General features: G+C 72.0%; 16 protein-coding genes. 10 read left to right on the top strand and 6 right to left on the bottom strand.

Going from position 1 to position 15,837, the window contains the following annotated elements; genetic code table 11:
- Positions 1-152: 152 nt before the first annotated feature.
- Together AB0G02_RS15165 and AB0G02_RS15160 are read right to left on the bottom strand one after the other, a co-directional pair.
- Positions 153-656, bottom strand: coding sequence for an N-acetyltransferase (locus tag AB0G02_RS15165; protein WP_360794027.1), 504 nt, complete (start codon positions 654-656; stop codon positions 153-155).
- A gap of 11 nt (positions 657-667) precedes the next feature.
- On the bottom strand, positions 668-1,573 hold the full coding sequence (locus tag AB0G02_RS15160; protein ID WP_360794025.1) for a LysR family transcriptional regulator: 906 nt from the start codon (positions 1,571-1,573) through the stop codon (positions 668-670).
- 72 nt (positions 1,574-1,645) lie between these two features.
- Here AB0G02_RS15160 and AB0G02_RS15155 point away from each other — a divergent pair, with 72 nt between their 5' ends.
- From AB0G02_RS15155 to AB0G02_RS15145, 3 genes are read left to right on the top strand one after another with little or no spacing between them, the layout of a single operon-like run.
- Positions 1,646-2,275, top strand: a complete 630-nt coding sequence (locus AB0G02_RS15155; RefSeq protein WP_360794023.1) for a succinate dehydrogenase cytochrome b subunit — start codon at positions 1,646-1,648, stop codon at positions 2,273-2,275.
- Position 2,276: 1 nt separating this feature from the next.
- Positions 2,277-4,190: a fumarate reductase/succinate dehydrogenase flavoprotein subunit gene (locus AB0G02_RS15150; protein ID WP_360794021.1), complete on the top strand. Its 1,914-nt coding sequence runs from the start codon at positions 2,277-2,279 to the stop codon at positions 4,188-4,190.
- A complete protein-coding gene (locus AB0G02_RS15145; RefSeq protein ID WP_360794019.1) occupies positions 4,187-4,933 on the top strand; it encodes a succinate dehydrogenase/fumarate reductase iron-sulfur subunit in 747 nt (248 codons plus the stop codon). Before AB0G02_RS15150 ends, AB0G02_RS15145 begins: the two co-directional genes overlap by 4 nt.
- On the opposite strand, the gene AB0G02_RS15140 is transcribed toward AB0G02_RS15145, so the two are convergent.
- Entirely contained in the window at positions 4,909-5,757 is an 849-nt protein-coding gene (locus AB0G02_RS15140; protein WP_360794017.1) for a putative sulfate exporter family transporter, read from the bottom strand. The two genes, AB0G02_RS15145 and AB0G02_RS15140, sit on opposite strands and share 25 nt — an antisense overlap.
- A gap of 11 nt (positions 5,758-5,768) precedes the next feature.
- On the opposite strand from AB0G02_RS15140, the gene AB0G02_RS15135 reads away from it, so the two are divergent.
- The 4 genes from AB0G02_RS15135 (at position 5,769) to AB0G02_RS15120 (ending at position 10,511) form a co-directional block, all read left to right on the top strand.
- Positions 5,769-6,659, top strand: coding sequence for a LysR substrate-binding domain-containing protein (locus AB0G02_RS15135; RefSeq protein ID WP_360794015.1), 891 nt, complete (start codon positions 5,769-5,771; stop codon positions 6,657-6,659).
- The gene (locus AB0G02_RS15130; RefSeq protein WP_360794013.1) at positions 6,656-7,306 is read left to right on the top strand and encodes a hypothetical protein; all 651 of its coding nucleotides are present in this window, start codon (positions 6,656-6,658) and stop codon (positions 7,304-7,306) included. Before AB0G02_RS15135 ends, AB0G02_RS15130 begins: the two co-directional genes overlap by 4 nt.
- Before the next feature lie 31 nt (positions 7,307-7,337).
- Positions 7,338-9,518, top strand: coding sequence for an NAD-dependent DNA ligase LigA (gene ligA, locus AB0G02_RS15125; protein WP_360794011.1), 2,181 nt, complete (start codon positions 7,338-7,340; stop codon positions 9,516-9,518).
- 606 nt (positions 9,519-10,124) lie between these two features.
- Positions 10,125-10,511, top strand: coding sequence for a DoxX family protein (locus tag AB0G02_RS15120; RefSeq protein WP_360794009.1), 387 nt, complete (start codon positions 10,125-10,127; stop codon positions 10,509-10,511).
- A gap of 341 nt (positions 10,512-10,852) precedes the next feature.
- Here the strand turns inward: AB0G02_RS15120 and AB0G02_RS15115 are convergent, their stop codons facing one another.
- Positions 10,853-12,796 carry a translation factor GTPase family protein gene (locus AB0G02_RS15115; protein ID WP_360794007.1) on the bottom strand — a complete coding sequence of 648 codons (1,944 nt, stop codon included), beginning with the start codon at positions 12,794-12,796 and terminating at the stop codon, positions 10,853-10,855.
- Between the two features lie 132 nt (positions 12,797-12,928).
- Positions 12,929-13,381, bottom strand: a complete 453-nt coding sequence (locus AB0G02_RS15110; protein ID WP_360794005.1) for a protein-tyrosine phosphatase family protein — start codon at positions 13,379-13,381, stop codon at positions 12,929-12,931.
- A gap of 145 nt (positions 13,382-13,526) precedes the next feature.
- On the opposite strand from AB0G02_RS15110, the gene AB0G02_RS15105 reads away from it, so the two are divergent.
- A complete protein-coding gene (locus tag AB0G02_RS15105) occupies positions 13,527-14,033 on the top strand; it encodes a GNAT family N-acetyltransferase (protein WP_360794031.1) in 507 nt (168 codons plus the stop codon).
- Here AB0G02_RS15105 and AB0G02_RS15100 read toward each other — a convergent pair.
- Positions 14,014-14,424 (bottom strand): SWIM zinc finger family protein, encoded by a 411-nt coding sequence (locus AB0G02_RS15100; RefSeq protein ID WP_360794003.1) that lies wholly within the window; start codon positions 14,422-14,424, stop codon positions 14,014-14,016. The genes AB0G02_RS15105 and AB0G02_RS15100 overlap by 20 nt on opposite strands.
- A gap of 26 nt (positions 14,425-14,450) precedes the next feature.
- Here AB0G02_RS15100 and AB0G02_RS15095 point away from each other — a divergent pair, with 26 nt between their 5' ends.
- Together AB0G02_RS15095 and AB0G02_RS15090 are read left to right on the top strand one after the other, a co-directional pair.
- Positions 14,451-15,170 carry a 3-keto-5-aminohexanoate cleavage protein gene (locus AB0G02_RS15095; RefSeq protein ID WP_360794001.1) on the top strand — a complete coding sequence of 240 codons (720 nt, stop codon included), beginning with the start codon at positions 14,451-14,453 and terminating at the stop codon, positions 15,168-15,170.
- A gap of 54 nt (positions 15,171-15,224) precedes the next feature.
- Positions 15,225-15,837: LysE family translocator (locus tag AB0G02_RS15090; RefSeq protein ID WP_360794029.1), on the top strand; the 613-nt coding region annotated here is incomplete at its 3' end.

Raw genomic sequence — 15,837 nt, 5'->3', positions numbered from 1 at the left:
GAACGCCCGAGTTGAACGCTCACGACACGGGCCGGGCGTCCTGAGCGTTCAACTCGGGGTACGCGAACGTAGGACTCTCGCGTCCTGAACGTAGGACTCTCGCGTTCCGAACGTAGGACACGGGTGTTCCGGAGGTAGGACACGCGCGGAGGTCAGAGGTTGTCGAAGGGGGCGGCGTAGCTGAAGGGACCGGTCACCGCGGGCGTGTAGGCGCTCAGGGTGCGGACCTGGAAGTGGGGTGCCCAGGCGTCGTCCGGCGGGGTGATGCCGTACGTCGAGGCGAGCCGGAAGCCGAAGCGGGAGTAGTACCCCGGGTCGCCCAGCAGCACGACCACGGGCTCGGACAGGGCGTCCGCGGCGCCCAGGACGGTGTGCACCAGGGCCTTGCCCACGCCGGAGCGCTGGTGCGAGGGGAGCACGCTCAACGGCCCGAGCCCCAGGGCGGGCCCACCCCCGACGGCGCCGCGCGTGCACACCACGTGCCCGACCACCGCGCCACCCACCTCGGCCACCAGCGACAGCGCCGGGATCCACCCCGGGTCGGCCCGCAGCTCGCCCACCAGCCGCGCCTCCCCGCCGGGTCTCGCGGCGAACGCCGCCTCGGTCACGTCGTGGATCGTCTCGATGTCGGCCTCGGTCTCGCGTCGGATCAGCACGAACCGAGACCCTACGGCTCCACCAGGTGCACCCCCGAAGGCATTTCCGCCCCGCGCAGGAACGCCAGCAGCACGCTCTGGAACGCACGCCCGGCGGACGTCGGCGCGACGTCGGTGCGGTGCGCCAGGGCCACCGTGCGGGTGGTCGTCGGCGCCAGCGGCGTCCCGTGCAGCGACCGCGTCGCCAGCACCGTGCTCGGCACGACCGCCACCCCCAACCCCACCTCCACGAACCGCAGCACGGCGTCCATCTCGCCGCCCTCGACCGCGAACCGCGGCTCGAACCCCGCCTGCCGGCAGGCCGCCAACGTCGTCTCCCGCAGGTCGTACCCCGGCCGGAACATCACCAACGGGTGATCACGCAGATCGGTCCAACTCATCCGGGTGACACCCGACGGGCTGGCCGACGCCACCACCAGCTCCTCCCGCAGTACCGGCACGACGGTCAGCGCCCGGTCCGCGTCCGCCGGCGACACGATCACCAGCGCCAGGTCCAGCTCACCGGCCTCCAACGCCCGCACCAGGTCGCGCGACCCGCCCTCGGTCACCGACACCTGGATGCCCGGGTACGCGTCGTGGTACCGCTTGATCACGTCCGCGAACAGGCTGCCGCACAGGCTCGGCGTCGCACCGACCCGCACCCGCCCGCGCCGCAGCCCCACCAGCTCGGCCACCTCCAGCCGCGCGGTGTCCACATCGGACAGGATCCGGGCGGCCACCGGCAGCAGCGCCTCGCCCGCGGGCGTCAACGCGACGTTCCCGCGCGCCCGGCTGAACAGCTCCGCCCCGAGCTCCTTCTCCAACGCGTGCACCTGCTTGGACAGTGAGGGCTGCGCCACACGCACCTCCGCCGCGGCCCGCGTGAAGTGCCGCGTCCGGGCCACTGCCAGGAAGTACACGAGCTGCTGCAGCGTCATAGCTCCAGGCTATCGTCCATCAGCTCACGATGTATTGGACGACTCGTCACACCCGTTCCTAGCGTCAGCGGGGTGGACACGATCGGGCTCTACCGCACCACCATCGGCAAGAAGGCCGTGATGGCGGTCACCGGCGCGGGACTGCTGCTGTACGTCGTCGCGCACATGATCGGCAACCTCGCCGTCTTCTCCGGCGCCGACGCGATCGACGGCTACGGCCGCTGGCTGCGGGAGATCGGCGCGGTCTGGCCGACCAGGGTCGTGCTGCTCGCCTGCGTGGCGCTGCACTTCGTCGCCGCCTACCAGCTGACCGCCAGGGCGCGCACCGCCCGAGGGCGCTACCGGCACCGCAGACGCGTGCAGGGCAGCTACGCAGCCCGCACGATGCGCTGGGGCGGCGTGATCATCGCCCTGTTCGTCGTCTACCACCTGCTCGACCTCACCGCCGGGTGGCTCAACCCGCACGGTGTGCACGGCGAGATCCACGCGAACGTGGTCGCGGACTTCCAGCACTGGTACGTGGTGCTGGCGTACTCGGTCGCCGTGCTGGCCCTGGGCTTCCACATCCGCCACGGCGTGTGGAGCGCCGCCCAGACCCTGGGCGCCACCACCTCGCGCGTGATCGGCCTCGGCGTCGCCGTCGTGGTCTGCGCCGGGTTCCTCTCCGTCCCCTTCGCCGTCTTCACCGGATTGGTCGACTGACATGATCTACACCGAAGGCGCACCGATCGTCGACCGGCGCACGCCGGACGGGCCGATCGAGACCCGCTGGGACCGCCGCCGCTTCTCCGCCCGGCTGGTCAACCCCGCGAACCGGCGCAACCGCAGCGTCATCGTGGTCGGCACCGGCCTCGCGGGCGGATCGGCCGCGGCGACCCTGGCCGAGCTCGGCTACCGGGTCAAGTCGTTCTGCTACCAGGACAGCCCCCGCCGCGCGCACAGCATCGCCGCGCAGGGCGGCATCAACGCGGCCAAGAACTACCGCAACGACGGCGACAGCGTGCACCGCCTGTTCTACGACACCGTGAAGGGCGGCGACTTCCGCTCCCGCGAGTCGAACGTGCACCGGTTGGCGCAGATCAGCGTCGAGATCATCGACCAGTGCGTGGCGCAGGGCGTGCCGTTCGCCCGCGAGTACGGCGGCCTGCTGGACACCAGGTCGTTCGGCGGCGCGCAGGTCTCCCGCACCTTCTACGCCCGCGGCCAGACCGGCCAGCAGCTGCTCCTGGGCGCCTACCAGGCGTTGGAGCGCCAGATCGCCGCCGGGCGCGTCGAGATGCACCCGCGCACCGAGATGCTCGACCTCGTCGTCGTGGACGGCCGCGCGCGGGGGATCGTGGTGCGCGACCTGGTCAGCGGCGCGGTGTCCACCCACTTCGCGGACGCCGTCGTGCTCGCCACCGGCGGTTACGGCAACGTGTTCCACCTGTCCACCAACGCCAAGGGCTGCAACACCACGGCCATCTGGCGGGCGCACCGGCGCGGCGCGCTGTTCGCGAACCCGTGCTTCACCCAGATCCACCCGACGTGCATCCCGATCAGCGGCGACCACCAGTCGAAGCTCACCCTGATGAGCGAGTCCCTGCGCAACGACGGCCGCGTGTGGGTGCCGCGCGACCCGCACGACACCCGTGCGCCCGGCGACATCCCCGAGGACGCGCGGGACTACTTCCTGGAGCGCATGTACCCGAGCTTCGGCAACCTCGTGCCCCGCGACATCGCGTCCCGCGCGGCGAAGAACATCTCCGACGAGAAGCGCGGTGTGTACCTCGACTTCGCGGACGCCGTCGAACGGCTCGGCGCGCTCGCCGTCGAGCAGCGCTACGGGAACCTGTTCGAGATGTACCAGCGCATCACCGGCGACGACCCCTACCGGACGCCGATGCGCATCTACCCGGCCGTCCACTACACGATGGGCGGGTTGTGGGTCGACTACGACCTGCGGTCCACCATCCCCGGCCTGTACGTGATCGGTGAGGCGAACTTCTCCGACCACGGCGCGAACCGGCTGGGCGCGTCGGCGTTGATGCAGGGGCTGGCGGACGGCTACTTCGTGCTGCCCGGCGTCATCGGTGACTACCTGGCCGACGCGCCGTTCGAGCCGGTCGACGACAGCCACCCGGCCGTCGCCGACACGGTGTCCGAGGTGCGCGGACGGGTGAAGACCCTGCTGGCCGCGGACGGCGACCGCACGGTCGAGTCGTTCCACCGCGAGCTCGGCCGGCTGATGTGGGACGAGTGCGGCATGGAACGCGACGAAGCCGGGCTGCGCAAGGCGTTGGAGCGCATCCCGGAGCTGCGCGACGAGTTCTGGCAGCGGGTGAAGGTCCCCGGCACCGGCGAGCGGCTGAACCAGGAGCTGGAGAAGGCCGGTCGCGTCGCGGACTTCCTCGAACTGGCGGAGCTGATGTGCGTGGACGCCCTGCACCGCGAGGAGTCGTGCGGCGGCCACTTCCGGTCCGAGAGCCAGACACCGGACGGCGAGGCGCTGCGGGACGACGCCCGCTACTCCTACGTCGCCGCCTGGGAGTACACGGGAGTCGGCCGGCCACCCGTGCTGCACAAGGAAGAGCTGGTCTTCGGGCACGTCACGCCCACCACCCGGAGCTACTCGTGAAACTGACCCTGCGCATCTGGCGGCAGAGCGGCGCCACCGGCCGACTGGTGGAGTACGCCGTCGACGACCTCTCGCCGGACATGTCGTTCCTGGAAGCGCTGGACGTGCTCAACGAGCGGTTGATCATGTCCGGGCAGGAGCCGGTGGCGTTCGACCACGACTGCCGCGAGGGCATCTGCGGCGCGTGCGGGATGATGATCAACGGGATGGCGCACGGCCCGGAGAAGGCCACCACGGCCTGCCAGCTGCACCTGCGGCACTTCCGCGACGGCGACGTGGTGACCGTGGAACCGTGGCGGGCCGAACCGTTCCCCGTGGTGCGGGACCTGGTGGTGGACCGGTCGGCGTTCGACCGGATCGTCGCCGCCGGCGGGTACATCAGCGTCCCGGCCGGGTCCGCGCCCGACGCCCACGCGACACCCGTGCCCAAGCCCGACGCGGACACGGCGTTCGAGGCGGCGGCGTGCATCGGCTGCGGCGCGTGCGTGGCGGCGTGCCCCAACGGTTCGGGCATGCTGTTCACCGCCGCCAAGGCCACCCACCTCGGCGTGCTGCCGCAGGGACAGCCGGAGCGGTACTCGCGGGCGCGGGACATGGTGGCCGAGCACGACGCGGCGGGCTTCGGCGGCTGCACGAACACCGGCGAGTGCACGTCCGCGTGCCCCAAGGGCATCCCGCTGACCACCATCGCCCGCCTGAACGCCGACCTGCTGCGCGCTCACACCACCCGCAGCGACAGGTAGCCCGTCCCGCACACCAGGAGCGTCGAGAGCAGCCCCAGGAGGAGCGCCCTGGGGCTGGTCCGCAACAGGCTCTTCGGCCGCACGGACGTGCCCAGGCCGAACAGCGCGGCGGCCAGCACCACCGTCGTCACCGTCTTCGCGGGCGCGAGCACGGCCGCCGGCACCAGCGGGCTGACCAGCATCGACGCCAGGAACCCGAGCAGGAACCCGGGAACCGGCGGTGCGCCGCGCCCACCGACCCCGGCCACGATCGGCGCCAGCAACGCCACCCGCCCCAGCTTCACCGCCATCGCCGTCGCCAACCCCGAGGCCGGCGCCGCGGCGGCCACCTGCGCGACCTCGTGCACGCTCAACCCGATCCACTGCGCCGACGCGCCCACCAGCGGCAGCACGACCATCGCCAGCGTGCCGAAGAGCGTGACCAGGGCGACGCTCGTGGCCACGTGCTCGTCCTCCCGGTCCACCCGGCCCTCCACGGCGGCGATGGCCGACGCGCCGCAGATCGAGAACCCACTGGCCACCAGCACGTACAGCCCCCGCGGCAGGCCCAGGCAACGCCCCAGCCACACCGTGCCGAAGAACGTGACGCCGACCGTGACCACGATCGCCACCAGAACGCGCGGTCCCAGGTCGACCAGTTGCACAACGGACAGTTGCAGACCGAGCAGCACCACCCCGGTGCGCAACAACCTGCGCGTGATGCCGCCCAAGTCCGGCAGCCGCCCACCCACCAGCACACCCAGGACCAACGCGGCGATCAGCACACCACCCACCCTCGGCCCGCGCGCCCACGTCCGGTAGGCGGCACCCGGCTCTGGGCTCATACCCTGTGGCTATGACCCCGGACCTCGAATCGCTGCGCCTGCTGGTGCTGGTCGGGGAACTGGGCAGCCTCGGCCGGGCCGCCGCGCGACTCGGCATCGCGCAACCGTCCGCGAGCAAGCGCCTGTCCACGCTGGAACGCCGACTCGGCGTCGTCCTCGTCGACCGCGGCCGGCGCGGCTCCGCCCTCACCCCCGCCGGCGTGGTCGTCACCGAACGGGCCCGACGCGTCCTCGACGAGGTCACCGGCCTGGTCGAAGGCGCACGGGCACTCCGGACCGCCCAGGAAGCCGAACTCCGCGTCGCCGCCAGCATGACCGTCGCCGAACACCTCGCACCCGGCTGGATAGCCGAACTCCGCCGCACCCGACCCGACCTGCGCGTCGGACTCCGCGTCACGAACTCCGAAACCGTCGGCCGCCTCGTCCGCGACGGCCTCGTCGACCTCGGCTTCGTCGAAGCACCGGGCCCGCTGCCGGGGCTCTCCTCCCGCACCGTCGCCGTCGACCGGCTCGCCGTCGTCGTCCCACCCGAACACCCCTGGGCCCGCCGACGCCGACCCCTCACCCCGCCCGAACTGGCCGCGACACCCCTCGTCATGCGCGAACGCGGCTCCGGCACCCGCGACACCCTCGACCTCGCCCTGCCCGACACCTGCCCACCCGCGCTCGAACTCGGCTCCACCACGGCCGTGCGCGGCGCGGTCGTCGCCGGCGTCGCACCCGCCGTGCTCAGCGTGCTCGCCGTCGCCGTCGACCTGGCCGGAGGACGCCTGGTCGAAGCACCGGCCGACCTCGACCTGCGCCGCGTCCTGCGCGCCGTCTGGCCGGGCGGGCGCAAGCTCGTCGGACCCGCCGCGGAACTCCTCGCCGTCGCCCGCCGCCGTAGTTCAATGGAGCCATGAGCTGGCTCCGCCGACGCACCGACCCCGACCACGCGCCCGTCCACCTGCCCAACCCCGACGAGGCCGCGGTCGCGTTCTGGCACGCCTGGTTCGACCTGCTGCCGACCGTCAGCGCGGCCCTCGGTGACGGCGAACCGCACCGCGTGGAAGGCGAGATCGGCGCGCTCGTCGCCGGCATGCACCCCGACCTGGAGTTCTCCCTCGAACGCGGCCACCGCGCCATCTACGCCCTGGTGATCACCAGCCGTGAAGACCCCAAGCTGCGCCCCTACACCGACGCGTGGATCGCCGCCGCACCACCCGAGGACATGATCTGGGAGTACCACGACTCGGTGCCCGCCGTGCCCGACCCGACCCTGGTCACCATCAACCTCGGCCCCCGCCGCATCCGCCTCGCGGACGTGCGCGTCGTCGCCCAGGTCTCCGACGGCCTCGTCGACGTCGCGGTCTACCACCCCGAGTTCGCGGACCTCGACCCCCACTCCCGGCAGACCATGACCTTCCTCCCCCTCGACGTCACTCTCGGTGAGCGCCTGGCGGGTGAACGACTCGGTCGGGTGGAATCCGCGGCGGCCGAACCCGAGGGCACGATCGACCTCCTGGAGTTCCGCGACCTGGTCCGCGCGATGAGTGAGGATCCCTCCTGAAATTGTCGGACCCCCTCGTTACGCTCATGCCGTGACCAGCAACGACCCGTTGAACCCCGCCCAGGCCCCCGCCGAGGGCGTCGAGGACGTGCCCGCCGCCGTGCGCGAGCGCCACGCCGCGCTGGCCGACGTCGTGCGCGGCCACCAGTTCCGCTACTACGTCCTCGACTCCCCGACGGTCAGTGACGGCGAGTTCGACGCGTTGCTCCGGGAGTTGGAGGCGCTGGAGCAGTCCCACCCCGGGCTGGCCACCCCCGACTCGCCCACCCAGCTCGTCGGCGGCACGTTCTCCACCGAGTTCAAGGCCGTCGACCACCTGGAGCGCATGCTCAGCCTCGACAACGTGTTCTCCACCGAGGAGCTGGAGGGCTGGTACGAGCGCGTGCGCAAGGAGGTCGGCCCCGACGCCCGCTTCCTGTGCGAGCTGAAGATCGACGGGCTGGCGATCAACCTCCTCTACGAGCACGGTCGGCTGGTCCGCGCGCTCACCCGCGGCGACGGCCGCACCGGGGAGGACGTCACCCTCAACGTCCGCACCCTGGGCGACGTGCCGGAGACGTTGACCGGCACCGAGGACCACCCCGTGCCGGCGCTGGTCGAGGTCCGCGGCGAGGTGTTCTTCGCCGTCGAGGACTTCCTGGAGCTCAACGCCAGGCTCGTCGAAGCGGGCAAACCGCCCTTCGCGAACCCCCGCAACACCGCCGCCGGGTCGTTGCGGCAGAAGGACCCCAAGATCACCGCGTCCCGCCGGCTGCGGCTGATCTGCCACGGGCTCGGCAAGCGCGAGGGCTTCGACCTCACCACGCAGTCCGGGGCGTACGAGGCGCTGCGAGCGTGGGGCCTGCCCGTCTCCCCGCACACCAAGGTGCTGAGCACGTTCGAGGCCATCACCCAGCACGTCCGCTACTGGGGCGAGCACCGCCACGACGCCGTCCACGAGATCGACGGCGTCGTCATCAAGGTCGACGAGGTGTCGCTGCAACGCCGCCTCGGCAGCACCTCCCGCGCGCCGAGGTGGGCGATCGCGTTCAAGTACCCGCCCGAAGAAGCCACCACCACCCTGCTCGACATCAAGGTGCAGGTCGGCCGGACGGGCCGCGTCACACCGTTCGCCGTGATGGAACCGGTGAAGGTCGCCGGGTCCACCGTCGCGCGGGCCACCCTGCACAACGCCAGCGAGGTCAAGCGCAAGGGCGTCCTCATCGGTGACCGCATCGTCATCCGCAAGGCCGGCGACGTCATCCCCGAAGTGCTCGGCCCCGTGATCGACGCCCGCCCGGCCGACGCGCGCGAGTTCGAGATGCCCCTGACCTGCCCCGAGTGCGGCCACGCGCTGCGCCCGATGAAGGAGGGCGACGTCGACATCCGCTGCCCCAACGCGGCGGGGTGCCCCGGTCAGCTGCGGGAGCGGCTCGCCTACCTGGCCTCGCGGTCGGCGCTGGACATCGAGGTGCTGGGCTTCGAAGCCGCCGCGGCGCTCGTCGACTCACCCGTCTACGGGGACGAGGGCGACCTGTTCGACCTGGACGCGGACAAGCTCGGGCAGGTCGACCTGTTCCGGACCAAGGACGGCGAGCTGACCGCTAACGCCGTGAAGCTGCTGGACAACCTGGAGGCGGTCAAGCAGCGTCCGCTGTGGAGGGTGCTGGTGGCGCTCTCGATCCGTCACGTCGGCCCCACCGCGGCGCGGGCGTTGGCGCAGGAGTTCGGCTCCCTCGACCGCATCGTGGAGGCGACGGAGGAGGAGCTGGCGGCCGCGGAAGGCGTCGGTCCGACCATCGCGACGGCTGTGCGGGAGTGGGTGGAGACCCCGTGGCGGCAGGCGATCGTCGACAAGTGGCGTGCCGCCGGGGTTCGCACGAAGGAGGAGCGGGACACCTCCATCCCCCGGAACCTGGAGGGCTTGTCGATCGTGGTGACCGGTTCGCTGGAGACCTTCTCGCGGGACGAGGCCAAGGAGGCGATCCTGTCGCGCGGCGGCAAGGCGGCCGGGGCGGTGTCGAAGAAGACCGCGTTCGTCGTCGTGGGCGAGTCGCCCGGTTCGAAGGCCGACAAGGCACTGCAGCTGAAGGTCCCGATCCTGGACGAAGCCGGCTTCAGGGTGCTGCTGACCGAAGGCCCCGAAGCCGCCACCGAAGTGGCCACAATCGCCGAAGACCCAACCCCCGCCCCCACCACCCCCGCCGCCACCGAAGACCCGACCACCACCTAACCCCCTTCACCCCTCCACCCTGTTCCCTCCTTCCTGTTCCCTTCGTCCACCTCGTTTCCTTCCCTCACCCCTGTGACCTGCACTTCCACTCCCCACCGCGAACACGATCGAGTGAACATCCCAATCGTCACTCCAAAAACGCCGTTATCCGCCCCCTGAAACGTCGGTTGAAACAACGAGGCCGCGAGCAACCCGCACCCCGCCCCCACCCCGCACCCGCTGTGCCCGACCCACCACACACCTCGACGGCCGCCCAATCGCCGTCCTCCACACCCCGCCGACCTCGCCGCCACCCCACACCCGGTGGCCGCCCCGCCCCCCGCCATGTCGAGAACTCCGCCACGGCCAGCGCTCGAGCCCAGCGTCGCCTGGCTCCCTCCATGCGCTAGCCAGCCTGCCGCCGGCGGTTGCCTGCGGCCGGCCAGTGGCTCGTGTCGCTCGTGACGCCCGTCACCTCGCTGCGGTGTCACGGGAGTGGCGTCAGCGGCATCTGGTGGTCGAACGGCGAGCGCGACGGGACGGGATGGGACGAGGGACTGCCCTCCTGCTGCTTCGTGCTCGCCGCTTCACGACGGCAGTCACCGATAGCTTCAGGGGAGCCACGTCATGAACCTCGCTCTGTGGATCGTCACAGGCCTGCTCGCCACCGCGTACTTCCTCGGCGGGAGCGGCAAGGTGGTCATCTCGAAGGAGAAGATGGCCGCCATGACGCCGAGCGCCAAGTGGGTCGACGACTTCAGCGCCGGCAGCGTGAAGGCCATCGGGGCGCTCGAAGTCCTCGCCGCGGTCGGGTTGGTGCTACCCGCAGTGCTGGGGGTTGCGCCGGTGTTGGTGCCGTTGGCCGCGCTCGGGTTGGTGATCATCATGATCGGCGCGACGGTTGTCCGGATTCGGCGCAACGAGGTCAAGCTGGTGGTGGTCGACCTGGTTTACCTCGTCCTGGCCGCGTTCGTGGCGTGGGGGCGCTTCGTTGTCGAGCCGTTCACCGGCTGAGCGCAGTGTGTCCGCCCAAGAGACGCATGACGGGCGTACACCGGGGAACCGGGACGGGTCCGGGATGTGCGTCTCGACGACGAACGCTCCGTCCGGCTCCATCACCCGCGCCACGTTGCCAAGCAGCCAGCCTGCCGTCGAACAAGGCCCACCCGGCCCTGGCCCATGGCCGGTTCCAGGGTTCTCCGACCACCGGACAAGGCCGCCAGCAAGTCGACCCCCGGCAAGGTGAGGCCAGAGGTGAGGCAGAAGGTGAGGCCGATGAAGACGGCGAGGCAGAGTGCGGAGGGGGAGCGAGGGGAAGGGGAGGGGGGTCGGTGAGGTCAGGGCTGCCTCCGGTGTCAGTCGGTTCGCCGCGTCACGCGCAGCAGGTATTCCTTGCGGTTCAGGGGGTTGTGGTCGGTGCGCGGACGCTGCGGCGGCTCGGTACGCACCGGGGCGTGGTGGGAGAACGACGTCTCCAGCACGCCCTCACCGCGGGTCAGGGCGGGCAGGCTCCGCTGGAACTCGTGCACGAACGCGGCGGGCACCTCGCCCTCGACCACGGTCACCCGCCCGCGCGGCGAGGTGTTCAGCAGCACGGCACGCAGCCGCGCCATCACCGGCGTCACGGCACCGAGCACGTCACCGGGAACCTCCAACGTGAACCGGTGCACGGGCGACAGCACCTCGGTCCCCGCTGAACGCAACGCCTCCACCAGCACCAACGGCGTCAGCAACCGGAAGTCGCCTGCCGTGCTCGACATGCTCTTGTCGAACGTCCCGTGCGAGTGCGACTGCCGCGCCCAGTACCCGGCGTGCGTCATCGTCACCGCGCAATCGGTGACCTGCCACCCGCGCAACCCCTGCGCGAGCGTCTCCCGCACGGTCTCCTCGACGGCCTTGAAGAACGAGAACGGCATCGACCCCAGCTCCACGCCCAGCCGGAACGTCACCCCGTCGCCCGGCTCCACCCGCAGCCCGACCGTGGCCAGGAACGGGTTGCCGTCGCCGCTGATGAAGTCCACCGCCGTCCCCACCCCGACGGGCCGCTCCAGGCACAGCGTGGTCGTCTCGCGGAACTCCACGTCCAGCCCGTACTCGGCGGCCAACGTCGCCTGCAGCACCTCCTTCTGCACCTCGCCGTACAGCGAGACCCACATCTCCCGCCGCACGCCGTCGTGCCGCAGGTCGATCAACGGGTCCTGCTCGGCCAGCTGCGTCAACGCCGCGTGCAGCGCCCCGGCGTCACCCTCCCGCGCGGGCACGACGACCGTCTCCAGCGTCGGCGGCGCGAACCGGTGCATCCGAGCGGCCGCGGACGGCGGCGGCTCACCGAGGACGTCACCGATCCGGACGCCCTCCAACCCCCACAGCTTCGCCACCTGCCCCGCCCGAACGGCGTCGCAGCGCACCGCGGCACCCAGCGAGAACACGCTCAGCGCCGTGACCCGCTCGCCGTCGAGGACGCGGTCGCGCACGCGCACCGTCCCGGAGAACATCCGCACGTACGCGATCCGCTCACCGGCCGGCCCGCGCTCCACCTTGAACACCGACCCGGACACCGGCCCGTCGGGGTCACCGGTCGACGCGGGCAGGAGCTGGACCACCCCGGCCGCCAGCTCCGGCACGCCCGCACCCGTGATCGCGGAGCCGGAGTACACCGGGTGCACCGCGCACCGCCGCGTCTGCTCGGCCAGCACCTCACCGAGGGGCACGGTCCGCCCTTCGACGTAGGCGGCCAGCACCGCGTCGTCCTGCTCGGCCAGCACCTCGACCGCACCGTCACCGATGCCCGGCAGGACGGACGCGGCACGGTCGCCCGCGTCGCGCACCCGACCCATCGGGATGACGGCCGGGGTCAGGAAGGTGGCGACGTCGCGCAGCACGGACTCGGGCCGCGCCCCACCCCGGTCGACCTTGTTGACGAAGACCAGGGTCGGGATGCGCAGCCGCCGCAACGCCCGCATGAGCACGCGGGTCTGCGCCTGCACGCCCTCGACCGCCGACACCACCAGCACCGCGCCGTCGAGCACGCCGAGCACCCGTTCCACCTCGGCGATGAAGTCCGGGTGACCGGGTGTGTCGATCAGGTTGACCGTCGTGCCGCCGATCTCGAACGACACCACCGCGGACTTGATGGTGATGCCGCGCTGCCGTTCGAGGGCGAGCGAGTCGGTCTGGGTGCTGCCGTCGTCGACGCGACCGACCTCGTCGATGACCCCGGCGGCGTGCAGCAGCCGCTCGGTCAGGCTCGTCTTACCGGCGTCGACGTGCGCCAGGATCCCCAAGTTCAGCGTTCGCACCAAGTGTCATGTCCTCTTCGAGACAGGTGATTACGACCTTCTGGAAGGACATGACTGCTCGCACGGTGGTTCTCCTCGGTCGGGATCGGGACACGGGCACCAAAGCAGCCGGGACACGCGCCCGGCAACCGATTAACGCGCCGACGTCACGTGCGGGAAGCGCGCCACCCACCGCTTCTGCCAGGGGGTTTCCACCGCGCGGCGGTTGTAGTGGGCCCGCGTCCAGGCCACCGCGTCACCCGATGGGATTCCCGCCAGCACGGCCAGGCAGGCAACCACGGTGCCCGTCCGCCCGATACCGCCGCCGCACGCCACCTCGACCCGCTCACCGGCCGCGGCCCGCGCGTGCAGGTCCCGGATCATCGCCACGGCGTGCTCGGGCGACCTGGGCAGCCGGAAGTCCGGCCACTCGACCCACTCGTGCGGCCACGAGGGCGCGTCCGGACGCGCCATCACCGCGCGTCGCATCCGGGGTGAACCCAGGTACAGCCCGTAGTCGGGGGTGCCCTCGGGGGTCGGGTTCCGCAGTCCGCGACCGCGCACGAGAGCGCCGTCGGGCAGTTCGATCGCTCCGGGGAGGCTCATCGGCCCATCATTCCGCGCGTTCGGGAGCCCGCAGCCGTGCGGGTGCGCGGGAACGCGCGGGGCGGATCCGGCCCCAGGTCTTGATCGAAGCCCCGTCGGGGCAGTTGTCTGGGTGGCGACCGCCGACGTCGTGGAGGGGAACCGGATGGCCGACATCGTGGTGAGGCCCGCTAGGGAAGACGAATGGGCGGCGGCGGGTGCGGTCACCGTGGCCGCGTACCAGGCCGACCGCCACATCGACAGCCACACCGGCGGGTACGCCGACACGCTGGTCGACGCGCGCACCCGTGCCCGGGAGGCGGAGCTGCTGGTGGCGGTCGACGCGGAGAACACCGTGCTGGGCACCGTCACGGTGGTCCGGCCGGGCACCCCGTACACCGAGGTCAGCCGGGAGGGCGAGGTGGAGTTCCGGATGCTCGCGGTGAGCCCGTCCGCTCGCGGTCGCGGGGTCGGTGAGGCGTTGGTGCACGCGGCGATCGTGCGGGCGCGGGAGCTGGGCGCGCGGCGGTTGGTGATGAGCAGCTCCGAGCACATGACCACGGCGCACCGGCTCTACCGGCGGCTGGGGTTCCGCCGGCAGCCGGACCGGGACTGGCAGCCGGTGCCCGGCGTGGACGTGACGGCGCTCGGGTTCAGCCTCGAACTCGCATGACCTCGTCGCGCAGCGACCGGTCCCGCGCGGCCCGGTCGTAGAGCAGCTCCACGAGCGTCGCGTGGTCGAGCTCGGCCAGGCGCAGGCGCAGCTCCTCGTCCTCCGCGTCCGGCGGCGGCACGGTCAGCCCGCGTTCGAGCAGCACCAGGCCGACCGCGACGCAGTGCTTGCAGAAGAACCCCTGCGAGCCGTAGGGGCACGTGCAGGTGCCGGCCAGGCGGGTGCCGTCCCAGTGCAGCGCGACCCGGTACTCGTCGGTGCCGGCCACGACCGCGTCCACGTGCCGCGAGCGCACGACCAGCTCGACCACGGAGTCCCGGTAGGTCAACCCGCGCCAGTACGACTTGGCGCCCGCGTGGTGGCGCAGCAGGGCTGGGGTCAGCGTCGGCATGGCGGTATCCAACACCTTGTGGTTCGGTGGGTTTCGTGCTCCAGGCTTGTCTGAACGGCGCCCGTGAGCCGGGCAGCCACCCTAGTGTGCCGATCACCCCGCAGCAGCTGGCGGCCGACGCCGCGCACTGCGCCGAGGCGGGCGTGACGTCGTTCCACCTGCACCCGCGCGACGTGGTGGGGCTGGAGGTGCTGGCCGGTCCCGAGGTCGCCACGGCGGTGTCGGTGGTGCGGGTGGCCGTGCCGCGCGCGGAGATCGGCGTGACCACCGGCGCGTGGATCGTGCCGGACCCCGTGCGGCGGGCCGAGCTGGTGCGCGGGTGGGCGGGCCTGGCGGCCGGTCGTCCCGACTTCGCCTCGGTCAACGTCCACGAGGACGGGTGGCTCGACGTCGCCGCCGCGCTGCGGGACGCCGGTGTGGGGATCGAGCTGGGCGTGTTCCACGAGCGCGCGGCGCGGGCGTTGGCGGACGTCGGCGTGCCGGAGGGCGCGGTCAGGGTGCTGGCCGAGGTGCGACCGGGGGAGGGGCCGGAGGAGGCCGGGCGGCTGGTCGACCTGCTCGCGCCGCTCGGCCTGCCGATCCTGCTGCACGGCGAGGACGACAGCGCGTGGCCGGTGCTGGACCACGCCGTCGCCCGCGGGCTGGACACGCGCATCGGCCTGGAGGACACGCTCACCACTCGTGACGGGACGCCCGCCGTCGGCAACGCGCAGCTCGTCGCCCAAGCCCAGGCCCAGGTTTGGTGACGTGGGGCGAAAAGCACTGGTAGCGGGGGTGTTCGGCGTGGTTTCGTGGACGTCATGGTGTCCACCGACCGGCTCCTCGCCTTCGCGGCCATGTCGTTCCTGCTCATCGTGATCCCCGGGCCGAGCGTGCTGTTCGTGGTCGGTCGGGCGTTGGCGCAGGGGCGTCGTGCCGCGCTGGTCACCGTCCTGGGCAACACGCTCGGCGCGTACGCGCTGGTCGTGGCCGTCGCGTTCGGCGTCGGTGCGGTCGTGGAGCGTTCCGCGGTCGTGTTCACGACGTTGAAGCTGGTCGGCGCCGCGTACCTGGTGTACCTGGGCGTGAAGGCGGTGCGGCGGCGCGGGGCGTTGCCCGCGTCGTTCACCGGTGGTGGTCCGGCGCGCGGTGCGCTGCGGACGTTGTGGGAGGGCTTCGCGGTCGGCGTGGCGAACCCGAAGACGATCGTGTTCTTCGCCGCCGTGCTGCCGCAGTTCGTGGACCGGGCGCAGGGTCACGTGGCCGTCCAGATGCTCCTGCTGGGACTGGTGTTCAACGTCATCGCGGTGGCGTCCGACAGCGTGTGGGGCCTGGTCGCGGCCACCGCGCGCTCCGCGAACACCCCGTACCCGGCCTCCAGGTCGTCCTCCCGCTCCCGCGCGGCGACGTACCCGCCGACCTCCGCCTCCCGCC

Origin of the sequence: Actinosynnema sp. NPDC023658 (assembly GCF_040639995.1) — a bacterium.
Classification (GTDB): domain Bacteria; phylum Actinomycetota; class Actinomycetes; order Mycobacteriales; family Pseudonocardiaceae; genus Actinosynnema.
Note: the sequence above shows the minus strand (reverse complement) of the source record. Positions and strands in the feature narration are given on the sequence as shown.